The 22565-nt window shown below is 66.9% G+C and carries 17 protein-coding genes; 11 read left to right on the forward strand and 6 right to left on the reverse strand.

The genetic code is table 11. The annotated features are described in order from the left end of the window. Positions 1-12: 12 nt before the first annotated feature. On the reverse strand, positions 13-1389 hold the full coding sequence (locus B0F77_RS18855; RefSeq protein ID WP_086664280.1) for an MBL fold metallo-hydrolase RNA specificity domain-containing protein: 1377 nt from the start codon (positions 1387-1389) through the stop codon (positions 13-15). 144 nt (positions 1390-1533) lie between these two features. Between B0F77_RS18855 and B0F77_RS18860 the strand changes: the two genes are divergently transcribed. Both B0F77_RS18860 and B0F77_RS18865 read left to right on the forward strand, forming a co-directional pair. Then, complete coding sequence (locus B0F77_RS18860; protein ID WP_158102749.1) at positions 1534-2214, forward strand: universal stress protein; 681 nt, start codon at positions 1534-1536, stop codon at positions 2212-2214. Then, a complete protein-coding gene (locus B0F77_RS18865; RefSeq protein WP_086664226.1) occupies positions 2162-2764 on the forward strand; it encodes a hypothetical protein in 603 nt (200 codons plus the stop codon). Before B0F77_RS18860 ends, B0F77_RS18865 begins: the two co-directional genes overlap by 53 nt. Here the strand turns inward: B0F77_RS18865 and B0F77_RS18870 are convergent. Both B0F77_RS18870 and B0F77_RS18875 read right to left on the reverse strand, forming a co-directional pair. After that, positions 2754-3866: a lycopene cyclase family protein gene (locus tag B0F77_RS18870; RefSeq protein ID WP_086664227.1), complete on the reverse strand. Its 1113-nt coding sequence runs from the start codon at positions 3864-3866 to the stop codon at positions 2754-2756. The two genes, B0F77_RS18865 and B0F77_RS18870, sit on opposite strands and share 11 nt — an antisense overlap. Then, the gene (locus B0F77_RS18875; RefSeq protein WP_086664228.1) at positions 3863-4375 is read right to left on the reverse strand and encodes a flavodoxin family protein; all 513 of its coding nucleotides are present in this window, start codon (positions 4373-4375) and stop codon (positions 3863-3865) included. Before B0F77_RS18875 ends, B0F77_RS18870 begins: the two co-directional genes overlap by 4 nt. Before the next feature lie 135 nt (positions 4376-4510). Here B0F77_RS18875 and B0F77_RS18880 point away from each other — a divergent pair, with 135 nt between their 5' ends. The 8 genes from B0F77_RS18880 (at position 4511) to B0F77_RS18910 (ending at position 13012) form a co-directional block, all read left to right on the forward strand. Beyond that, positions 4511-5548 (forward strand): zinc-dependent alcohol dehydrogenase family protein, encoded by a 1038-nt coding sequence (locus tag B0F77_RS18880; protein ID WP_086664229.1) that lies wholly within the window; start codon positions 4511-4513, stop codon positions 5546-5548. After that, positions 5545-5685, forward strand: coding sequence for a hypothetical protein (locus tag B0F77_RS47940; protein ID WP_158102750.1), 141 nt, complete (start codon positions 5545-5547; stop codon positions 5683-5685). The genes B0F77_RS18880 and B0F77_RS47940 overlap by 4 nt, the downstream gene beginning before the upstream one ends. Positions 5686-5798: 113 nt before the next feature. Continuing rightward, a complete protein-coding gene (locus B0F77_RS18885) occupies positions 5799-8129 on the forward strand; it encodes a phosphoketolase family protein (protein WP_086664230.1) in 2331 nt (776 codons plus the stop codon). Then, positions 8126-9250, forward strand: a complete 1125-nt coding sequence (locus tag B0F77_RS18890) for an acetate/propionate family kinase (protein WP_342746806.1) — start codon at positions 8126-8128, stop codon at positions 9248-9250. Before B0F77_RS18885 ends, B0F77_RS18890 begins: the two co-directional genes overlap by 4 nt. After that, positions 9247-10143 carry a universal stress protein gene (locus B0F77_RS18895; RefSeq protein ID WP_086664232.1) on the forward strand — a complete coding sequence of 299 codons (897 nt, stop codon included), beginning with the start codon at positions 9247-9249 and terminating at the stop codon, positions 10141-10143. Before B0F77_RS18890 ends, B0F77_RS18895 begins: the two co-directional genes overlap by 4 nt. Before the next feature lie 160 nt (positions 10144-10303). Then, entirely contained in the window at positions 10304-11050 is a 747-nt protein-coding gene (locus B0F77_RS18900) for a hypothetical protein (protein WP_143466810.1), read from the forward strand. Between the two features lie 71 nt (positions 11051-11121). Further along, positions 11122-11727, forward strand: a complete 606-nt coding sequence (locus B0F77_RS18905) for a hypothetical protein (RefSeq protein ID WP_086664234.1) — start codon at positions 11122-11124, stop codon at positions 11725-11727. A 55-nt stretch (positions 11728-11782) separates the two neighbouring features. Then, a complete protein-coding gene (locus B0F77_RS18910) occupies positions 11783-13012 on the forward strand; it encodes a wax ester/triacylglycerol synthase domain-containing protein (protein ID WP_086664235.1) in 1230 nt (409 codons plus the stop codon). A 311-nt stretch (positions 13013-13323) separates the two neighbouring features. Here B0F77_RS18910 and B0F77_RS18915 read toward each other — a convergent pair whose 3' ends face one another. The 3 genes from B0F77_RS18915 to B0F77_RS49855 form a co-directional block, all read right to left on the reverse strand. Beyond that, positions 13324-19593, reverse strand: coding sequence for a PKD domain-containing protein (locus B0F77_RS18915; protein WP_158102751.1), 6270 nt, complete (start codon positions 19591-19593; stop codon positions 13324-13326). A 1034-nt stretch (positions 19594-20627) separates the two neighbouring features. Then, entirely contained in the window at positions 20628-20879 is a 252-nt protein-coding gene (locus B0F77_RS18920) for a hypothetical protein (RefSeq protein ID WP_143466811.1), read from the reverse strand. Between the two features lie 104 nt (positions 20880-20983). Beyond that, a complete protein-coding gene (locus tag B0F77_RS49855; RefSeq protein WP_245848389.1) occupies positions 20984-22066 on the reverse strand; it encodes an integrase core domain-containing protein in 1083 nt (360 codons plus the stop codon). Between B0F77_RS49855 and B0F77_RS50560 the strand changes: the two genes are divergently transcribed. Further along, positions 21947-22492: a transposase gene (locus B0F77_RS50560; protein WP_143466812.1), complete on the forward strand. Its 546-nt coding sequence runs from the start codon at positions 21947-21949 to the stop codon at positions 22490-22492. The two genes, B0F77_RS49855 and B0F77_RS50560, sit on opposite strands and share 120 nt — an antisense overlap. The last annotated feature ends 73 nt before the right edge of the window (positions 22493-22565 follow it).

The following is a 22565-nucleotide window of genomic DNA, read 5'->3' on the forward strand; positions in this document are numbered from 1 at the left end:
AGGGCAAGACCGTCAGACCAGCACTCTTTCGCGGTCGGCGGGTACCACGGCGGTGTAGTCGTGTTCGGATTCGAGCCGCTGGGCCAGCGTGGCCGCGCTTTCCGCCTCACCGTGGACCACGTAGGTCGTAGCGGGGGCTGTGCCCGCGGTGGCCCATGCGACCAGCTCGTCCGCGTCGGCGTGGGCGCTGAACGCCTCGATCACCTCGACGTCGGCCTTCACCGGGACGTACCGGCCGTGGATCTTGATCTCCCGCGCACCTTGCACGAGCAGACGGGCGCGCGTGCCGGCTGCGGAATACCCGACGACGAGCACCGTGTGCTTGCGATTGGGCAACATCGACTTGAGGTGGTGCAGCACCCGGCCGCCCGTGGCCATGCCCGACGCCGAGATGATGATCGACGGCTGCCGCGGATCGTTGAGCTGCATCGACTGTGACGCCGTGTTCAGCTCGGACAGCCGGCCGGGATCGAACGCGTCCTCGCCGATACCGAGCTCCGGCCGTACCTCGGGCCAGCTCTTCGCGATCGCCTTGCGGTAGACCCGCAACGAGGCCAGCGCCATCGGGCTGTCCACGAACACCGGCAGATCCGGAATCTCCCCCGAGCGCATGAGCCGGGCGAGCTCGACGAGGATGACCTCCGTGCGGTCGACCGCGAACGCCGGGATCAGCACGCTGCCACCCCGCGCGGCCGTGCGGCGGATCGTGGCGGCGAACGTGTCGACGGCTGCGGCGTCGTCGTGCTGCCGATCGCCGTACGTGGACTCGATCAGCAGCGCGTCGCAGTCTGGACGTGGCTGGGGTGGCAACAGCACGCGGTGCGCGTCCCGGCCCAGGTCACCGCTCACGACGGCGGTGCGCCCACCGACGGTGAGGTGCGCCCATGCCGAGCCGAGGATGTGCCCGGCCCGTCCGAACTCCAGATCGACGCCCGAAGCGATGCGCAGGCCGGCGCCGAAGTCGAGAGGCCGGAACAGTCGCAGGGCGCGCTCGGCATCGTCGGTGTCGTAGAGCGGCAGGGCTGGAGCGTGCTTGGACCAGCCGCCTTCGTTGGCTTGCCGCGCCTCTTCCATCATCAGGTGCGCGCTGTCGGTCAGCACGATCGAGGCGAGGTCCGCAGTGCCTTCGGTGGCGAACACAGGGCCACGCCAGCCGTTCCGCACCAGCACCGGCAGATAGCCGCAGTGGTCCAGGTGGGCGTGGGTCAGAACGACAGCGTCGAGGCGGTCCAGGTTCATCGGTGGCGGGCGCCAGTTCCGCCGGCGCAGTAGTGCCAGCCCCTGGAAGAGTCCGCAGTCCACCAGGACTTGGGACCGGCCGGTGTCGAACAGGAACTTGCTTCCCGTCACGGTGCCCGCAGCGCCGAGGAAAGTCAGTGAGGTGTCCACGCTGACCACGCTCCCCGCCATCGCCGGTGCCAGGCAGCAGGCGGCAGGCCTGGCGACAGTGGGACTTTGGTCCCGTCGCAGTGGACTCTTCCCGCCCTGCTCCAGACGGACGCGACGAAGCATTGTCAATGCATGGAACCAGTCGTGATCGTCCAAGACGACGTCAGGCGTGACGAGAACGTGCTGCGGTGGGCCGCCGCCCATGCTCAGCTCGTCGGCACCGGCCTCGAGATTCACCGCCCGCAGGACGATTTCCGCGCCCGGCTGGTCGTCGTCGGCTATCGGGGTCCAGGGAACTCGGCGCTCGGCTTGGGTGGCCACGTCCTGCCGCTACTGGCCACGACGCGCTGCGACACGGTGGTAGTGCGCGGAACACCTGAGGCCATCGACAACAAGCACCGCCACGTCACCGTGTTGGTGAGCGGTGGTCCCGGTGATGGCCGGGTGCTGCGTCGCGCCGCCGACTTCGCATGGCGACGAGGCGCGGCGCTGCGCGTCCTCCACGCGGCACCTGAGCTGCCTGTGCGGTGCAGCGTGGAATCAGACCATACCCACGTGCTCGCACGCGCGGCCGCAGCCCTCGGCGGATATCCGCACCACGCGGTCCTGGTTCGCGCGCAACCACATGAGGCGATCGCGCGGTGCACCGACACCGACCTGATCATCGTCGGTTCCGGGGACACGCATGAGAGCGGTACCGTCACACGGGCGGCACTCCATCACGCGCCGTGCCCTGTTCTCGTGGTGCACCAACCGGTTCTGGAGGCACACCATGGTCCCGTCGCCGTCCCCGCTCCTCGCCGACCGGTTCGCACCCAGGCCTGAGTTCGGCCGCACCGACCACCTGCTGGTGGACGCGGATCCCGCGGCTACGTGGAAGTCCTTGCGCGAGCTGGATCTCACCGAACTGCGTGGCGGTCCCGCTGCATTCGCGGTGTGGTTCCGCGACGTGCCGGAGCGGTGGCGTACGCGCAAGGAAGGACCCGCTCGCGAGCGCACTAGGCTGACGTGGGATGACCTCGACGCCGGCACCGACTGGATGATCCTCGGCGAGAACCCCTGCCACGAGATCGTGCTCGGCGCTGTCGGCAAGTTCTGGCGCCCGGTGGTGAAGTGGTTCCCGTGCGAGCCGCGCGACTTCCTGGACTTCACCGAGCCTGGCTACGGCAAGGTGGTGTGGTCGTTCACGACTCATCCGTACGGCGAACGCCGCACGCTGGTCACCTCCGAGATCCGCGTGACGCTCACGGATCCGCAGGCATGGCTCAACTTCCGCCGCTACTGGCGCATCAGCACACCGGCCGTGTCGGTCATCAGCCGCGCGGTGCTGCGAACCGTCAAGCACAACGCCGAGGCCAAAGGCGTCAAGAGCTGAGCCGGCGCCCGGCTGCGGCGAGGTAGACCGGCGCGGGCATTCCCGCGAACAACCGCAACTCCTGCGACGGAGTCGTGGCCTCGTCGAGGAAGCGCAGCGCGGGTTCCGCGGTGCGGAACCGGAACAAGGCACCGAAGGCCCGCTCCAGCTGTGCGGGGTCATGGGTGACCACGTCCAGCAGCACGGCGTCGAACGTCCGGAACCGCCCAGACGGCGCGGGCAGGTCGAAGGGATGCCCGTTGCGACGCAACGACTCCGCGATCGCCTCGCTGTCGTGCTGGATCCGCTGGTACCCGAAGCCGGTGGAAGCTTTGAGCAGCCCACCCTCGGCACCGATCGTCAGCACATGGCCCCTCCGGCGCGGTGCCTGTCCGGGACGCAAGGGCAGCACCGCATGCTCCTCACGTTCGACCTCGTGACCGCCCGTGCATACGACGTCGTTCAGGTACTCGGTGAGCGCTTCACGTTGCACACGAGGAATTACGAACGCTCCGGGTGCGGTGAAGGAGGTGTGTTCGACGAGTGCGTGCTGCGCGTCGAAGGGCAGCACGTAGACGAAGCTTGCGCCATGCCGCTGCGGCGTGCGGAAGTCGAAGAACGTCGGTGTTTCCGCGTCGAACGCCGCCCGTTCACTCCGCACGTACCAACCGCGGAAGCTCAGCTGCGCGTCCGCAGGCGGTTGCACTTCAGGTCCGATCACGCTGTCGAACACCCACCTGGCACGCATGTGCTTGCCGTCGACCACGACCCCGTCCTGGTCGATCCGGTCCACGTGACCGCGTTGAAAGGTGAAGTGCGGCAAAGGATCGGTGTACCGACGCACTACCTCTCGCAAGTCACTGCCGCGAACTACGCGATATCGGTAGCGGCCCAGCGGTGTGACAGTCGTGCGGCCGTTAGCGTGCACACGGATCCGCTCGAACCACCGCGACGCGGCGGCGTCCAGCAAGCCCGGCCGATCGCTCCAGGACGCCCACGTCCTGTCGTCCAACGGATGCGAACCGTCGTCGACAACAACAACCGGGTGCCGGTGATCCGCTACCGCGAGGTGTGCGGCGAGACTGAGACCGCTCACGCCGCCGCCGGCGATCACAGCGGTCATGGTCCTGACTCGGCCGCGCACTTGGCTCCCCAGTTCCGGGCACGGTCCGGCTCACCTTCGATCAGCGGGCCTGCCGTGCCGTCAACGTAGAAGTTCTCCGCTTCCGTGAGCACAGGGAACTGGGCACGCCGCAACAACTTGATCGCGGCACGTGCAGCAGAGCCAGGCAGCATCGGCCGCTTGACCTTCGTGTCGAACGCGGCCACCGACGGACGCGCCGCACCCTTGCCGACCTGCTCGACCCATTCGCGCAATCCCCCCGCTGCGGCCGCGTTCTTGTCAGCTCCCTTTGTCGCGGCGTCGGCGCGGGTACTCGGCCTGCTCATGCTGAACGCGTGCGTCGGACCACCGACCACAAGCAGCCCGACCTCGTCACTGAGCACCACCGGGGCAGAGCCCACTTCGACGACCTCGACGGTCATGGCGGCGCGCAGCCCTTCGGCCACGGCCTCGGCGATTTCCTTGGTGTTGCCGAACATCGACTCGTACACCACAAGTGCGTGCTTCATGCCTCGACGGTAGGTCGGCGATACCAAGGACGTGGAGGTCCTTAGGTCCTCCACCGTCGGGGACCACGGGCTCTGCGCCGCGCCTTCCAGCCCGAGAACGCCGGGAAGCGACGAACCAACGAGGAGGAATCTGCGATGAAGGCGCTGGTCTACCACGGTCCCGGCAAGCGCGCGTGGGAAGACGTTCCCCAGCCTGAGGTCAAGGACCCGACTGACGCGATCGTGCGCGTCACCGCGGTCACGATCTGCGGCACCGATCTGCACATCCTCAAGGGCGACGTCCCCGAGGTCGAGCCGGGTCGAATCCTCGGCCACGAGGCGGTCGGCGTCGTGGAACAGGTCGGCACCTCAGTCACCTCGGTCAAGCCGGGCGATCGGGTGCTCATCTCGTGCATCACCTCCTGCGGCCGCTGCCAGTACTGCCGCGTCGGCAGCTACGGCCAGTGCCTCGGCGGTGGTGGCTGGATCCTCGGCCACACCACCGACGGCGTGCAGGCCGAGTACGTGCGCGTCCCATTCGCCGACACCTCCACGCACCTGCTGCCCGACGACGTCACGGATACCGCCGCGGTCGTGCTGGCCGACATCCTGCCTACCTCGTACGAGGTGGGTGTCCTGAATGGACGGATCAAGCCCGCCGACACCGTGGTGATCGTGGGCGCCGGGCCGATCGGGCTCGCCGCGATCCAGACCGCGCAGCTCTACAGCCCCAGCCACATCGTCGCCGTCGACCTTTCGACGTCCCGGCTCGACGCAGCGAAGCAGTTCGGCGCCGACGTCACCGCGTCCACCCCCGAAGAGGCCGAACGGGTCATCCGCGAGCTGACCGGCGGACTCGGTGCGGACGTCGCGATCGAAGCCGTCGGCGTGCCGCAGACGTTCGAGCTGTGCACGAAGCTCGTGCGCCCCGGCGGGCACGTCGCCAACGTCGGTGTGCACGGCAAGCCGGCCACGCTGCACCTGGAAAGCCTCTGGATCCGCAACGTCACCATCACCACGGGGCTGGTCGACACCAGCTCGACGCCCACCCTGCTCCGGATGGTCGCGTCGGGCCGGATCGACGGCGAGCGGTTCATCACGCACCGCTTCGCTCTCGACGAGATGGAGCAGGCCTACGAGGTGTTCGAGAACGCCGGCGACTCCGGTGCACTCAAGGTTGTGCTGACCCGGTGACTGCCACCGCCGAGCGCACGACCACCGCTGCCTGGCGGGACTTCCGCGCTGAGCGGTGGTGCGACGAGATCGACGTGCGCGGCTTCATCCAGGCCAACTACACGCCCTACAACGGCGACGCGGAGTTCCTGTCCTGACGAGCCTGTACCGAAGGGCCCTCAGTCCCGGCCTTCACCGGGACCCGCGCACTGTTCCGCAGTCGATCTGGACCGCAGCGTGGAAGGCAACAGACCCGAGTGAGGAGCGCGAGATGTCGAACGCCGACCTGTCGCTGGTCGACGCGTACTGGCGAGCCGCCAACTACCTGTCGGCGGGCCAGATCTACCTGATGGACAATCCGCTGTTGACCGAACCCCTGGCACCGCAGCACATCAAGCCTCGACTGCTGGGACACTGGGGCGCCACACCGGGGCTCAACTTCATCTACGCGCACCTCAACCGGATCATCCGGGAACGCAATCTCGACGTGCTGTTCGTGACCGGCCCCGGCCACGGTGGCCCCGCGCTGCTGGCCAACACGTGGCTGGAAGGCACCTACAGCGAGACGTACCCGGACGTGCCGCGCGACGCCAATGGGATGCACAGGCTGTTCCGGCAGTTCTCCTTCCCCGGCGGCGTGCCGAGCCACGTGGCACCAGAGGTGCCCGGCTCCATCCACGAAGGTGGCGAACTAGGCTACTCGCTGGCACACGCGTTCGGCGCGGCGTTCGACAACCCCAGCCTGATCGTGGCGTGCGTGGTCGGCGACGGCGAGGCGGAGACCGGGCCGCTCGCGGCCAGCTGGCACGCCAACAAGTTCCTCAACCCCGCGCGGGACGGCGCGGTGCTGCCGATCCTGCACCTCAACGGCTACAAGATCGCCAACCCGAGTCTGCTGTCCCGGATTCCGCACGACGAGCTGGACTCGTTGCTGCGCGGCTACGGCTACGCACCGTTCTACGTCGAAGGTGACGAGCCGAAGGCGATGCACGCCCGGATGGCCGAGGTCCTCGACCAGGTCGTCGACGAGATCGGCCGTATCAAGGGCACGCAGGACAGGCCGCGGTGGCCGATGATCGTGCTGCGCAGTCCGAAGGGCTGGACCGGTCCGTCCGAAGTGGACGGTATTCCGGTCGAGAACACCTGGCGTGCGCACCAAGTGCCGCTGGCGGGTGTGCGGGATAATCCCGAGCACCTGCGTCAGCTGGAGGCGCGGTTGCGCAGCTACCGGCCGGCCGAGCTCTTCGACGACGCCGGAGTGCCACGGCCGGAGCTCGCCGCGCTGGTACCGGACGGAACCCGCCGGATGGGCGCGACTCCGCACGCCAATGGTGGGCTGCTTCTGCGCGAGCTGAAGATGCCGGGCATCCGGGCGCACGCGGCCGAAGTCATCAAGCACGGCACTACGCACTCCGAGCCGACCAGGGTGCTCGGCCGGATGCTGCGCGACGTCATCACGCTCAACGCCGACGCCCGCAGCTTCCGGATCTTCGGACCGGATGAGACGGCGTCCAACCGGCTCGACGCAGTGTACGAGGTGACCGGGAAGCAGTGGCAGGCCGAGACGTTGCCGGTCGACGAGCACCTGGTGCACGACGGTCGCGTGGTGGAGGTGCTGTCCGAACACCTGTGCCAGGGCATGTTGGAGGGTTACCTGCTCACCGGGCGGCACGGGCTGTTCAACTGCTACGAGGCGTTCATCCACATCGTCGACTCGATGTTCAACCAGCACGCCAAGTGGCTCAAGACGCACAAGAAGCTGGAGTGGCGCCGGCCGATCGCATCGCTGAACTACCTGCTCAGTTCGCACGTGTGGCGCCAGGACCACAACGGCTTCTCGCACCAGGATCCCGGCTTCATCGACCACGTGATGAACAAGAAGGCCGAGGTGGTCCGCGTCTACCTGCCGCCGGACACGAACACGCTGCTCGCGGTGGCGGACCACTGCCTGCGCAGCAAGGACTACGTGAACGTCATCGTGGCCGGCAAGAACGAGACGCCGGACTGGCTCGACGTGGACGAGGCGATCCTGCACTGCACGCGCGGCGCGGGCATCTGGGAGTGGGCGAGCAACGACGACGGCGTCGAGGAACCGGACGTCGTGCTGGCGTGCGCGGGTGACGCGCCCACCGTCGAAGTGCTGGCCGCAACGAGCCTGCTGCGCCAGCACCTGCCATCGCTACGCGTCCGAGTGGTCAACGTGGTCGACCTGATGCGGCTACAGCCCGACACCGAGCACCCGCACGGCATGCCGGACCGCGAGTTCGACGCGCTGTTCACCGCCGACAAGCCCGTCATCTTCGCCTACCACGGCTACCCGTGGCTCATCCACCGCCTGACCTATCGCCGCACCAACCACCACAACCTGCACGTCCGCGGTTACAAGGAGGAAGGCACCACCACGACGCCGTTCGACATGCTGGTGCTCAACGACATGGATCGCTACCGGCTGGTGATCGACGTCGTCGACCGCGTGCCGGGGCTCGGCCCCAAGGCGGCACGGCTGCGGCAGCTCATGCAGGACCAGCGCACGCGCCACTACAACTGGATCCGCGAGCACGGCGAGGACATGCCCGAAGTGCGCGATTGGACCTGGCAGTGAACGTTCCCCGGACATATGTGCTTGTGGTGAACGCGGGCTCCTCCAGCCTCAAGCTCCGCGTGCTCGGCGAGGACGACAACACCGTGCTCGCCGAGACCACCGTCGAACGGTGGTCCGGCGGCGACGAAACCGGTCCGCTGGAGGACTTTCTGCGCAGCGCGCCGCCCGTGCACGCGGTCGGGCACCGCGTCGTGCACGGCGGATCCGCGTTCACCAGTGCCACCGTGATCGACGACAGCGTGCGGGCCAGGATCGAGTCGCTCACCGAGCTGGCTCCGCTGCACCAGCCTCGTGCGCTCGTCGGCATCGACGCAGTGCGACAGCTGTTGCCCGGCGTGCCCCAGATCGCGTGCTTCGACACCACGTTCCACACGACCATGTCCGCGGCCACCACGACCTACGCCGTGCCCGCGGCGTGGCGGCACAAGTGGAACCTGCGCAGGTACGGGTTCCACGGCTTGTCACACGCCTATGCCTCGCGCCGAGCCGCCGAACTGGCAGGAAAGCCCGATGGTCGCGTGGTCAGTTGTCACCTCGGCTCTGGAGCCTCGCTCGCTGCCGTCGCAAATGGACATTCGGTCGACACCACGATGGGCTTCACTCCGCTGGCGGGCCTGGTGATGGCCACTCGCAGCGGAGATGTCGACCCCGGATTGCTCGTGTGGCTGCAACGCGCCGGACTCACACTCGACGACCTCGAAGACGGTCTGGAACACCACTCCGGCCTCGCCGGCCTGTCCGGCACCAGCGGCGACCTGCGCGACGTGCGCAAGGCCGCCGAGAGTGGAGACGAACGCGCTCTCTTGGCGTTGCAGGTGTACGTACACCGGCTGCGCCAGAGCATCGCCGCCATGACCGCGTCCCTCGGCGGAATCGATCTGCTCGTGTTCACCGGCGGAGTGGGCGAACACGACGCCGCACTACGAGCGGACACCACTGCAGGCCTTGCCTTCCTCGGCATCGAACTCGACACCGGACGTAACACCGAAACGGCGGCGGACAGCCGCATCAGCCGCGACGCTTCGGCCGTCGAGGTCTGGGTCGTCGAGGCACGAGAAGACGTCGAGATCGCCACACAGACCCTCGGACTGCTGAACGCAACCGACTGGAGGAAACGATGACGGGCGTGGCCAGGCCAGTGGTCGTAGGGGTGGACGGATCGACGTCGGCGTCGCATGCGGTGCGTTGGGCCGCTGAGGAGGCGGCCAGGCGTAACACAGGGCTCGTGATCATGCACTCCTGCATGCTGGTCCCAGTCCACGCGCCACACGTGGCGGGACCATACGAGGGCTATGCCGATGCCGTGTTCGACCATGGCCGGGTATTGCTCGCCGAGGCCACCGCCGTGGCGAAGGAGGCAGCCCCGGATGTCGAGGTGAACACGGAGTTGACCAGCGGCGGTGCGGCCGAGCAGCTCGTCGGGCGATCCGCGTCGGCCCAGCTGGTGGCGCTGGGTTCGCGTGGTCTGGGCGGGTTCACCGGACTGCTCGTTCGCTCCGTCGCGATCGCGGTGACAACCCACGCCCGCTGCCCCACCATCGTCGTTCGCGACCCTGCCGCCGGCACAGTTCCTGACCAGGACGGGCCCGTAGTGGTGGGCCTGGACGGAGCGCCGGCCAGCGACGCCGCGCTGGCGTTCGCGTTCGAAGCGGCCGCACTGCGCGGTGCCGCCCTGCACGCGGTGCGCACGTGGTGGGACATCACCGCCGAGACAGCGTGGCAGCGAGGCCTGACTGCGACGAACCTCGCATCGATCGAGGCCGCGGAACAACGATTGCTGGCCGAACAGCTGACCACCTGCGCAACCGCGTATCCCGACGTACCCGTGCGCCAGATGCTCACCCGCGATCGCCCAGCACACACCCTTGTAGAGCAGTCCGCGGGAGCCCAGTTGGTCGTCGTCGGAACCCGAGGCCGCGGCGGCTTCCGCGGCCTGCTGCTCGGATCGACCAGCCAGGCGCTGATTCACCACGCTCGCTGCCCGGTCGGGGTGGTCCCGTCGCTACAGCACTGATTTCCGAGGACCTTGGTCCCTGCATTCTGAACCGCTGACAGCCCAACGTTGAGCCATGAGCGCACTCAAGGCTTCCCAGACCAACGTCACCGGCCCGTTGCGGGCGTGGTGGACGAACGGGGTCACGTGGCTGCTGACGCCCGTTCTCATCACTGCGACGTTGTACGGCCTGTTCTCCGACCGTGCCTACCGGTTGGACCGCACGGTGCACCTCGAGTCGATGGCGCAAGACGTGCTGACGCTGGCGATCGTGCCGGTCCTCATCTTGGCGGGCCGTCGCAGCAATGCAGGATCGCTTCGCGGACACCTGGTGTGGCTCGGACTACTCGGCTACATCGCGTACACCTACCTGATCTACGCCTTCGGCGTGCCACACAACTCCGCATTCCTGCTCTACATCGCTGCGCTGACGCTCTCGATTGCCGCGCTCATCGACGGCATCGCACGGATCAACGTGCGCCGGGTCCCTCTCCACGCCCACGCCGGCGTTGGCTGGTTCCTGATCGTGATCGGCCTTGCGTTCGCAGGGTTGTGGCTTTCCGACATCGTGCCGACCATCGGCGGCGGCCTGCCCGGCACGCTCAACGTCGGCGAGCTGCCGTACCCGGTCTACGTGGCCGACCTGGCCTTCGCGCTGCCCGCCGTCATCGCCACAGGTGTCGCACTGGTCCGCGGTCATGTGGCCGCACCCGTCCTGGGCGCGATCGTTCTGGTCAAGGTGTTGACCATGGGCCTCGCCATCTGGGCAATGGCGATCGCCTTGCTCATCAACCGCCAACAGCCCAATTGGCCGGTCGCGGGCCTGTTCGCTGTGATGATCACCGTGTGCGCGACCGTCCTGTGGCGCGGCGCCCGAGAACTCGAACCACCAGCTCCTGAGTGGCTTCGCCCGTCCCTCTGGAACTGAACCCAACGGCTCAGCCGAGATGAGGACGTTGGTCTCTCAACTTCGGACAGCTCTGCGCGCAACGTTGAAGCATGACAACCGATCTGGCCACACGCGACATCTGGCAGTCGTGGTTCCGCTGGACGACGGCGGGCGAGTTCGCAGGTTTCCTCGCGCCGGCACTCGTGGGCGCACTCACCTCATCACCGCAGCTGCTCGTCCTCGCGGGAATGGTCGAGGGCGCCATACTCGGAGCGGCTCAAGCCGTGGTGCTGCGCCGTGTGGACCGCACGCTGAGCAGCCGCGGCTGGATCGGCGCCACCGCTCTGGCAGCGGCTTTCGCGTGGACGGTCGCGATGCTCGCGGTGCACAACGGAGACCGCTTGAACACATTCCCGCTCCCCGCTGTGCTGCTCATCGCTGCGGTGGCAGGGATCGGCGTGCTTCTGTCATTGGGAACTGCGCAGTGGTTCGTCCTGCGCAACCACTTCCCCGGTGCTCACCAGTGGGTCTGGGCCAACGCACTCGCGTGGGGCGTCGGACTGCTGGTGTTCGCCGCCGTCACCACTCCCCTGTGGCAGCCAGGCCAGCCACCAGGACTCATCGCACTCATCGGTGCTCTCGGCGGCCTGCTGATGGCGGCCACGATGGCGGCCATCACCGGCGCAGCCCTGACCCGGCTCATGAGGAGGAAATGACGTGGTTGAAACTCTCGGCGAGGTGAAACGTCCAGCGAGCCGAACAGCACCTCCGGTGATCGACCGGACAAGTGCCGACGATCTGGTGTCGCTCGCCTCGGGTATGCAGGTCGGCGCAGTCGTCCTGCTCGAGCGGGACCCTGGCGACGTCGAATCCTTGCTCGCCGACCGCATCCGGACCGTTCCGCGGTTGCGCCGGCGCCTGGTCACGACACCGTTCGGATGTGGCCGCCCCATCTGGGTCGACGACCCCGGCTTCGACATCACCGAGCACATGAGCCGGGTGGTCTGCCCAGCTCCTGGCAACGAGGCAGCACTGCTGGACATCGCCTCCTCGCTGGTGACTCGTCCGCTGCCCCGCTCGTCCCCACTCTGGTCGGCGACGCTGGTCACCGGCCTGGAGGAGCACAAGGCGGCGCTGATCCTCGTGTTCCACCACGTGTTGTCCGATGGCATCGGCGGCCTCGCCGTGCTGGCGAACCTGGTGGACGGAGCACCTCACACCCAGATCGCACCATTCCCCGCTCCCGCGCCCGCCCGCCTTGAACTCGCGAAGAACGCCTGGACAGCCCGGCTGAGGCTCCCCAGCCACGTCTCGCTCGCCGGGTTGCAGTGGCCGTCGCGCAGTTCGCGCTGCTCCCTCAACCAACCGACCGGCCCACGGCGGCAGCAAACCATGGCACAGGCCAGCGTCTCCCGGTTGCACGCCGCCGCACACCGCTGCGGAGGCACCGTCAACGATGCCCTGCTCACCGCCGTCATGGGCGCACTGGGCACAGTGCTGACAAAGCGCGGTGACCACCTCGACCAACTGATCGTCTCGATTCCCGTGTCGACGCGTCGATCGACCACGGCCGCTCAGCTCGGCAACAGCACCGGCGTCATGCCCGTCGCGTTACCGACCGACGGCGACCCCTGGTCACGTCTGACACGGATCGCCGCCATCACCCGGTCACACAAGAAGTCGGTCAGGTCGGCCACGCCGATCTTCCGGACGTTGAAGGCGATCGGGATAGCGGACTGGTTCACAAACCACCAACGCCTCGTACACACCTTCGTGACCAATGTGCACGGTCCTGATCACCCGATGCGCCTAGGCGGCGCACCAGTCGTCGGTCTCATCCCGTTGTCGGCCACCACCGGCAACGTGACCGTGGCGTTCGCGGCCCTGTCCTACGCCGACGCGCTCACCGTCACGGTGGTCGCCGATCCCGATCACGTGCCCGACCTGCTCGTGCTCACCGCGGCTCTGCAGACCGAGCTCGACTTGTTTGAGCTGGGCTAGCGGCGATCGGTCGGACGTCGCACGTTCCCCAGCAATGCCGTTGTCTCGGCACCAGCAACTCGACGTCGTTGGCCGCAGAGGACCGGCTGAGCAGAACCAGCCAGCCACCCAGCTGGAGGTACAGCAGTCGCAGCGCCACACCCACGATCATGCCGACCGAACAATGGTGCCCGATCATCGCAGCTCAACGCGTGTGTACGGAGTTCTGGCACCCCACACCCTCGTCTGAAGTTGTGTCGTGGCGCTGCTCGCCGGGTTGCACAAATGACCTGTCCGGGCGCGTCCGGCCGACTGACGCTCTCGGCAGCAAGTCATCTCACCGTGAACTTGCCCTTGCTCTTGGCGGTCCCGAGTGGCGATTTCACCTCCACGAAGCCGGTCCTCGCAGCCGCGGGCACCACCGCGGTGATGCGCGAGCTCGAGTCCACGGTGAACGTGCTGGCCACCGCTCCGCCGACCGTCACCGAATTGACCCCGAGCAGGTTCGAGCCCTGAATGGTGATCGTTGTACCGGGCGGTCCCGAAGCCGGTGTGAAACCGGTGATCTCCGGAGGCCCGGAGCCCACCGTCACCACGGTGGTTCCGGTCAGGCCCCGATATGTCGCGGTGATCGTCACGGTACCGGCAGCGGCGCCCTTGACGACGCCCTTCGTCGAAACCGTTGCGATGGTGGTGTTTCCGGACGTCCATGTCGGAGTCACGACTGTTGCGGTCCCGTCCGTCATGGTCACCGTGGCGGTGAGTGGCACCGTCTTGTTCACCGCGATCAACGGTGCCGCCGGCGTCACGGCCAACGACTTGGGTACGGCGGCCGTGACCGTGACATTCACCGAAGCGTTGATCGTCTCGTTGGTCAGAAGGGCCGCGTTGATCGTGGCGTTCCCTGTGCTGACGGCCTTGACCGTCATCGTCTGGGGCTCCACCGACGCCACGGCGTTGTTGGTGCTCCAGACCTTGACGAGCGACGCCGCGTCACGGGTGTCCCCGTTTGAGTAGGTCGCTGTCACCGTCAGCGGTTGGCTGTCCCCCTTCGGGATCGTCGTCGTGGGCAAACTGACGCCGATCTTGGTGATCGGGCCCGGCCCCTTCCAGCTGTCGATGCTGCCGCCGAGCTCGGCGACGATCGCTTCCCGGTAGTTCTCGGCGCCGAGAACGTTGGGGTGTCCCGCCGACGCGATGCGGCACTTGGCCCGGTCGAATCCCGGTGAGTTCCACTCTCGGCAGGCACTCCATCGGTCGGAGAACCGGTTGTCGTTCACGCCCGCCCACTGCTTGGTGGCTGGCGCGAAGAGTCCGTCGCTGATTCCGTTGAGCGCCGGATCCACGAACTTCAGCCAGGGTGGCTGGGTGCCGTCACCCGAGAGCGCGAGCACGTTGTTGCGGAGCACTGCATTTGACATCTCGTAGAAGGACTGGCTGTTGATGACCTCCGCTCCGGTCGCCAGCCCGGCGATGACGCCCGCGCTCAAGCCGAACGTTTTCGCGAACGTCGCGATGTTCACCACGCTCCCCGCGGTGAAGATCGGGTAGTAACCCGTGAGCACGATCGTCGCGTTGCGGTGGTCCGCGTGCAACCGCTGCAACATCGTCATGACGTTGCCCGCGCACTTCTCTCGAACCTCGCGTTCGGTGATGAACCACGGTTGCGTCAGGATCGACACGACGTTCACGTCGTTGATGCAGCCGTCGACCAGGATGAGGTCGGCATTCAGGTTCTTCACCTGGTCGATCTGGCAGTCTAGGACGTCGGGTACGGCAGACGGGATCTCACCCGCGGTGTCCTTCGCACTTGTCACGGGTCCGCCCGAGCAGAACGTCTCGGGGTCGTCCACGACCGCGCCGGAGTGGGCGACAACCTCGTGTTGGACCGGGCGCCCGGTCAGTCGCTCAACGTCGGTCTCGACCTTCGCCCAGTACTTGTCCTTCTCGAGGAGGCCCTGGCCCCAGCCGATGGAGTCGCCGAGCACGAGCATCTTGATCGGGTTGCACCGCTTGCTGACGGTCACCGTCCGGCTTCGGGTGAGAGCGCCGTCGGTAACCTCGACGGTCAGCTCCGAGTCAGTCTCCTTGATCTTGGACGCCGGGAGCGCGGGCAGGCTGACCGTCGCGGTTCGCCCGGACAGCAGTGCGTTCTGGACCAGTGGCGGGGTCTGCCCGTCCAGCGTGACCGAGTAGGACCGCAGATCGGTGAAGATGTCGGTGAACGTCACCTTGCCACCGATGTCGGTGTTGCAGGACGCCTGCGAGGACAGCTCGACCGAGATCGAAGGTCCGTCGACCTTCGCTTCGGCGGTGGTGAGCGCGTGCACCATCGTGCGTTTGCCGTTGATCAGCGCACTCACGGCGTACCAGGCTGACATGTCCGTGACCGACGGCAGCATCACCTGCGTCGCCGGAGCGGGCACGACCGCCAGCGGTGTGCCGCCGAAGTCCGTCGAGCGGTCCGGCGTGCTGTAGACCTCGTAGGAGGTCGCGCCCGGCACGTTCTCCCACACGAGCCCAACCCCTTGTGGCAGACGGAAAGCCTGCAACGCCGGTGTTGTCGCGGGTGTCGACAGCGGCGGGTGCGTGACGATGCTCGCCTTGGGCCCGTTCGCGCCGCTGGCTGTCGCGACGAACGCGTTGCTCAGGTCGACCGTGCCGGAGATATCCGGCGCCAGCACGTAGTCGTCGGTCCAGAACGTGGTGCCCGCGGTGATCTGCGCGGTGGACTGCCGCAGCGCTTCACGCGGCTGGTACAGGTAGTGCTGCTTGCCCTGGCTCAGCAGTTCCACGGAAGCGTTGTAGATGGGGACGTCCGCGACGTTCTTCAGGCCCACCCGCATCCGGTACGGGTGGCGGTCCCAGAAGTCGTTCTCCACGTCGACCACGATCTCCGCGGCGGACGCGCCCCAGACGTGCAGGGATTTGGCCGTCGCGGCGTCGATGCGCACGGTGGCACCGAACGGTTCGAGCACGGCCGCGTAGGAGGCCGAGAGGTCGTAGAAGCCTTCCACGTCACCGCGTACGAGCCAGGTCGTTGACTTCGTCTCGCCGCCGCCGATGTCGGGCATCGTGGTCGTGTCGTGCTGCGCCGTGGCGGTCGGCGCGAGGGAGAGACCGGTGGGAAGGGCGAGGGTCGCGACGCCCTGGTCGAGCGTGAAGCCCGGATCGGCCAGGTTGGTCACGGCGAGCTGGATCGAGAAGAACTCCTTGAGCCAGCTGGCTTTCCCTGGGATGACCAGCCAGACGAGCTGCGGTGCGGAGCCGACGTAGTTCGGGTACACGAGGACCTGGTTGTCGCCGACGCTGATGGACGCGCTTCCGGAGCACGAGGCGACGCTGCTGCCGTTCACCTTGGGGCACAACGGGAATCCGCCGCTGCTCGTGTACCCGCTTACGGTCGCCGTGGAGGGGCCAACCCCGATGTTGACGGTGAACTCATAGACGTTCTGGTTCGCCGGGTCTTCCGGGTTGATGCCTGCGGCGACGATCTCCTCGTAGGTCATCGGCGACGCCGTGAGCTCGGTCGTGGCGACCTTGCCGGCCTTGAGGTGCAACGCCGCGGTGCCGCTACCTCCCGTGACGGTGCTCGTCACTGTGGTAGGCAGGAAGCCGTCCCGCCAGCCGTAGACCGCGTATTCGCCGTCCGGCAAGCCGAGCAGCCTTCCGTGTCCGGACGAGTCGGTCACCGCGGTGTACCTGCGGCCGGCCGGATCGACCACGACGAGTGTCGCTCCCGGCAGCGGTGTCGTGCCGTCGTCGACGGTGACAACGAGCCCGGCCTCGGCCGGAACCGGTGTCACGGTGATGAGCGCTTCATCGGTTTTCGTCTGCCCGCCCGCGGTCACCGAGAGTTTGGCGTTGTACGTTCCTGCTCCGTTGTAGGCGTGGTCAACGGCTGCTCCGGTGGCTGACGTGCCGTCGCCGAAGTCCCATCGGAAGTTCTCGATGCCTTGGCTCGGGCGGGAACCTCCGCCGTCGAGGTGCACGACTGTGTTCACGACGGCGACCTGGTCGTCACCGGCGTTGGCGCTCAACGGTTCCGCGAGCCCGACGACGACGTTGGCGGTCCGTGCCGCGGTCAGCTTGCCGTCGCTCACGGCAAGCCGGACGATGTACGTGCCCGACCGCTCGTAGGTGTGGTCGAACGGGTTCGCCGGCAGAGTGCCGGTCGCCGCGGCGGATCCATCGCCGTAGTCGAGAAGGTAGGTGAGCCGGTCGTTCTCCGCGTCCGTCGCACCGATCTCCACACGGACCGGATGCGGTACGACACCGGACGCCGCATTGACGGCCAGGTTCGGCACAGGCGCGGTGTTCGCGCCCCCGCTCACCGTCACGTCGACGCTCCTGACTGCGGACGCACCTGAGGAGTTGGCCACGCTCACGACGGCTCGGTACACACCTGGGTTCGCGTAGGTGTGCCGGAGTGTCAGCACCTGGTAGGGAGTCGCGATGTCGCCCGACAAAGTCGAGCTGCCGTCCCCGAAGTTGACCGTGTAGTGCAAGGTTCGGCCTTGCGGCTCGGAGGTTTCCACGGAGAGCGCGGTGTCGAGCGGCGCCGCTCCTGTGGCGGGTGTGGCGGTGACGCTCAGCGGCACGCTGAGGTTGTCGATCACCACGGGAAACTCGGGGGCACTCCACCCGTGGCCGTAGCCGAACGCGTCGATCCAGTAGAACGACGGACGCAGCGAGTTGACGCCGCTCGGCAAGGTACCGGTGAACACACTGGTCCGCCAGACGCCATCGGGTGAAGCGCCGTACACGGTCGCGCATCGACCACTCCGGAAACACATGTCGACCTGGTACAGCGCCAGCCCGCTGACCGGTTGGACCGCCAGTGTCGCCAGCCCCGCGAGCGTGGCGCCAGGCACGGGAGCGATGACCTGACCAGGAACTCTGCTGTCGACACCGGACCGAATGGTTGCGTCGGCGGTGCGTCCCGCGGAATCCGTGACGTGGAAGCGGACCGTGTACACGCCGTCCGGTACTACGGCACCGGTGTCAGATCGGCCGTCCCACGTCAGATAGTCGTAGTAGTAACACGTCGCGTTGCCCGGATGGTCGGCGCCTGACTGGATCGTGCGGACGACGTCGCCCGCGGAACCGGTGACCGTCACATCGACCTTGCCGGCCGTGGAGTTGCAGTAGGAGAAGTAGGTCGTGTCCTCCTGGCCGTCGTCGTTGGGGCTGAAGTAGCGCTCCTGGTAGAGCGCCAAGGTCAACTTGGGTGCGTTGGAGACGGTGACCGGCACCGTCGCTGTGGTCCACCCGTGGAACGCTCCGAGCGGGTCGGTCCAGTAGGCCGTCGCCCGGAGGCCGTTCGCTCCAGAGGTGCAGGTCGTGACGTCGATCTGCGCGCCGAACATTCCGTCGGCACGAGGTGCTGTGCTGCGGGCGGACGCGTAGCCGAGATCGCAGTTCACGTAAACCTCGTGAACTCCGTAACCCGGTTCGGGTGCGAACACCCACTCCGCTGAACCGGTGATCGTCGCGTTGGCGGCGGGAGCCACGAGCGTGCCGGGGGCTGCGGTGAGCACACCCGTCCGAAGCGTGGCGTCGGCCGAACCCGCGGCGTTCCCGGCGTGGATCCGCACCGTGTACTCACCGTCCGGGACCACGGATCCAGTGTCCGACCTGCCGTCCCACTCGACGGTGTTCCAGTCCTGGCAGTTCAGCGTTCCGCGGCGCTGCACACCTGATTCCAGAGTGCGCACGAGCGCGCCTGCCAAGTCCACCACCGTGGTGTCCACGGTCGCGGGCGCCACGAGGCAGTAGGCGAAGGAGCCGACGTCTTCCTGGAGATCGCCATTCGGACTGAAGTAGCGCTGCGCCCAGCCAGAGACATTGATCTGCGGCGGGTTGACCACGGTGACCGCGGTCGGTGGCGAGGACCAGGAATGCCACGAACCGAACGGATCCTGCCACGATGCGGCCGCGCGCAGTTCGTTCTGGCCCGTGTCACACGAAGCTGTCTCGAACGTGTTGACGAACGTACCGTCGTCCGCCAGCGTGCTCGCGTTGCTCGCGTACCGCCCGCCGCAGTACAGGGCGACATAGCTGATCTCGGGGATCGTCGGGCGAAACGACCAGGTAGTGGTGCCGGAAATCGTGGCGCCAGCGGCCGGCGCGGTCAGGACGCCGGGAACCCTGGTGTCCACCCCGAGTCTCGCGGATCCGTCACCGGTCTGCCCTCGGGTGTTGGTCGCGTGGATCTTGACGGTGTAAACACCATCCGGCACCACGGCGCCCGAGTCGCTGCGGCCGTCCCATTCCGCGTACTGGATCTGACTGCTGTAAGGGCAGCCTGCGGTACCGAGATGAGGTGCCGCGCTCTCCAGCGTTCGCACGACCGTACCCGCTGGATCCTGCACGGTGATGTCGACGTTCGCGGCGGACGTGAGACAGTACGAGAAGCCCTGGCTGTCCTCGACGCCGTCGCCGTTGGGGCTGAAGTACCGATCAGAGTTGTAGACGTTCACCTGTGGCGCGTTCTCGATCACCACGGGAACCGGCGGCGCCGACCAGGTATGCGTGTGATCAAACGGGTCGGTCCAGCTGACCGCCGCGCGCAGGCTGTTCGGACCGTCGTCGCACTGCATCGTGTCAAGCGAGCCTGCGAGGTTGTCCGCAGAGCTCGAGGTGTACCCGCGTTCACATGTGAGCCAGGCGTCCTGCACCGGAAACCCGGACGCCGGGGTGAAATTCCACGCGACCGTTCCGGAAAGCACATCTCCAGGAGAAGGCTTGGTCAACGAACCCGGCTGCTGCGTATTCACACCAATGCGTACCGTGACCTCGCCGGCATTGCCGGACGAATCGACTGCCCGGATTCGCATCGTGTAGACGGAGTCGTCTACCACCACGCCCGAGTCGGCACGACCATCCCATTCAACATAGTTATTGCTGCTGTTGAAATCGTCACACCAGGAACTTCCGGGGTGCGACGCGCCGCTTTCGAGTGTCCGAACGACGACACCCTGTGCGTCGGTCACCGTGATGTCGACGTTGGCGGACGCGACCAGGCAGTACGCCACGTGTGCGACATCTTCCTGAGCGTCGCCGTTCGGGCTGAAGTAATGATCAGGGGAGCGCATCAGCACCAAGGGGGTGGCAGCGCCCGCGACAGCCCACACTCCGAGCGCCAGCATCGCCAGGCCGCCGACGACTAGTAGCGAACGCAGGGAAGGACGCTTCCTCCAGCGGGTCAGCAATCCGTTGATCGACCGTCTGTCACCGTCGGGTTCACTGGAGGAATTCTTCATGGCACATCCTCTTCGATGGTGCAGCAGAAGAAGCCGCGGCGGCGAGCTTTGCCGGGTTCGGCTGTATATCAAACTCAGGATCAACGGCGTTACGACATTTGATGCAGCCATCCGAGTGAAGGTTGCACACCTCTGTCACGACCCTGGCTAACGGCCAAATTTCCTGCCGGCGGGCTGATGAAAAGCGTCCTTTCTGTAACTGATCGACTCCATGGCGTCCTTGACACGATCGACCTCAACGGCACGACCGCCGATCCGGGGAGCAGCGGCACTCCGAGCACCTGGAGACCTTCGACGCGGTCGAGCGTTGGGACGTGGTCAGGGGCTCGAATCGCGGCCGCGCGGCACGCAAATCGCGACGCCCTCACGTCCTAGTCCGCCCCGTTGCCCCGGGAGAGGTCTCGGAAGAACCGCTCGAGCATCCGACGTGCCTCGCCCTCGTCTCGCAGTTCGGCGGCGCCGAAGCGGACGACCTCGTACCCGCTCAGGGAAAGGTCGCGGCTGCCGCGCATGGTCTCCGCGTAGCGAACAGGATCAGCACGACCATCGGTGGCGTAGTGGTGTGATCCGTCGACCTCCACGACGATCCGCCTGCCATGCGGCAGCAACAAGAGAAAGTCCATGCGGGAGTTCAACAGGGCGTCCTTTCCCCGCAAGCGGATGGTCCGCGGGTCCCAGTGCAGCCTGTGGGGTGCCAAAACATGGCTCAACGGGCCTGACCTGCGGATCACGCTGCTGCAGGTTCGTACTCGTTGATCAAGCCGCCAAGCACTCGCCGACGACGTACGGATCTACATCCGGGGTCTCCGGCCAGCTGATCCGGTCGTGGCGGAGAGTGGTGTCGCGCTCGGTGTGGTCGCCGCTGGTTGTAGTGCGAGACGTAGCGGTTCAGCACTGACTCCAGGTGCCGCTCGTTAATGATCAGCAGCCGATCCGTGAGCTCGCGTCTAACGGTGCCCACATACCGTTCTGCATAGCAGTTGGCTCGCGGACATCGCGGAGGAATCTTCACAACGTCGATGCCGACGTCCGCGAGAACGGAATCGAACGACGTCGTGAACTGGCCGGCCCTGTCACGAACCAGGAAACGAAACTCGCTGGCCCGGTCACCTAACTCCATGAGCAAGTTGCGAGCCTGCTGCGTGGTCCACGAACCGTCAGGGTTGGTGGTGGCGCCGAGGATGTGGACATAGCGAGTGCCGACCTCCATCACGAAGAACACGTACACCCGCTTCAACGTGACCGCACAGTCGACATGGAAGAAGTCGCACGCCAGCATGCTCGCCGCCTGAGCACGCAGGAACCGCCGCCACGACGTGTCGGAGTCCCGAGTCGGCGACGGCGGAATCCGAAGCCGCTTCAGCACACGACGAACAGTCGACGCGGCCGTCCGATGACCCAGCTTGAGCAGCTCACCTTGGATACGGCGGTAACCCCAGCCGGCGTTCTCCCGCGCCATCCGCTCGATCAACGCCACCACGGCCTCATCGACCCGCGGACGCCCAGTCCGGTTCGGGTAGGTCCACTTCTTGGCGACCAAGCGCCGGTGCCACCGCAACACCGTGCCGGGGGAAACCAATCGGTGCTCCCGCAACCAGACAGGCAACCGCCGCACCAACATCGCGAACACCGCGCGATCAGCCCAGTCCAGACGCGGACGGCCATGGGTACGGCGCAGCACCGCGACCTCATGTCGCAGCACCAGCAACTCCACATCCTTCACCGCCGACGACTGGCCGAGCAGAACCAACCAGCCACCGAGCTGAACAAAGACGAGGTACGGCAGTCGGAGCGCCACGCCCACGATCATGCCGTCAGACCCACAGAACCCAATCACTGCAGCTCAGCGGGCGAGTGCAGAGTTCTGGCACCCCACAGGCTGACGACCAAGCTCCACCTGGCCGTCGACGCGGCCGGGCTGCCGCTGGCGGTGATCCTCACGCCCGGCAAGGCCGGCGACAACCCGCAACTGCTGCCGCTGCTCGACGACATCGGTGACATCGACGTCGACAGGCAGCGGGTACGGGTCGGACGAGTGATCGCCGACAAGGCCAAGGGCTCGGCCGGTGGCAGGCCACCGGACTTCGACCCCGACCTCTACAAGCTGCGCAACGTCGTCGAGCGATGCTTCAACCGCCTCAAGCAATTCCGCGGCCTGGCCACCCGATTCCCGAAACGAGCCGCCTACCACCGCGCCGAAATCATCCTCGCCTGCATCGTCCTCCACCTCCGGTGAAGATCCGCAGGACACGCCCTAGCCGCCGTTGGTGGAAGAAGTACCTCTTCCGGGCGAACACCACTCGACGCGG

Source organism: Lentzea kentuckyensis, assembly GCF_002150765.1.
Lineage (GTDB): Bacteria > Actinomycetota > Actinomycetes > Mycobacteriales > Pseudonocardiaceae > Lentzea > Lentzea kentuckyensis.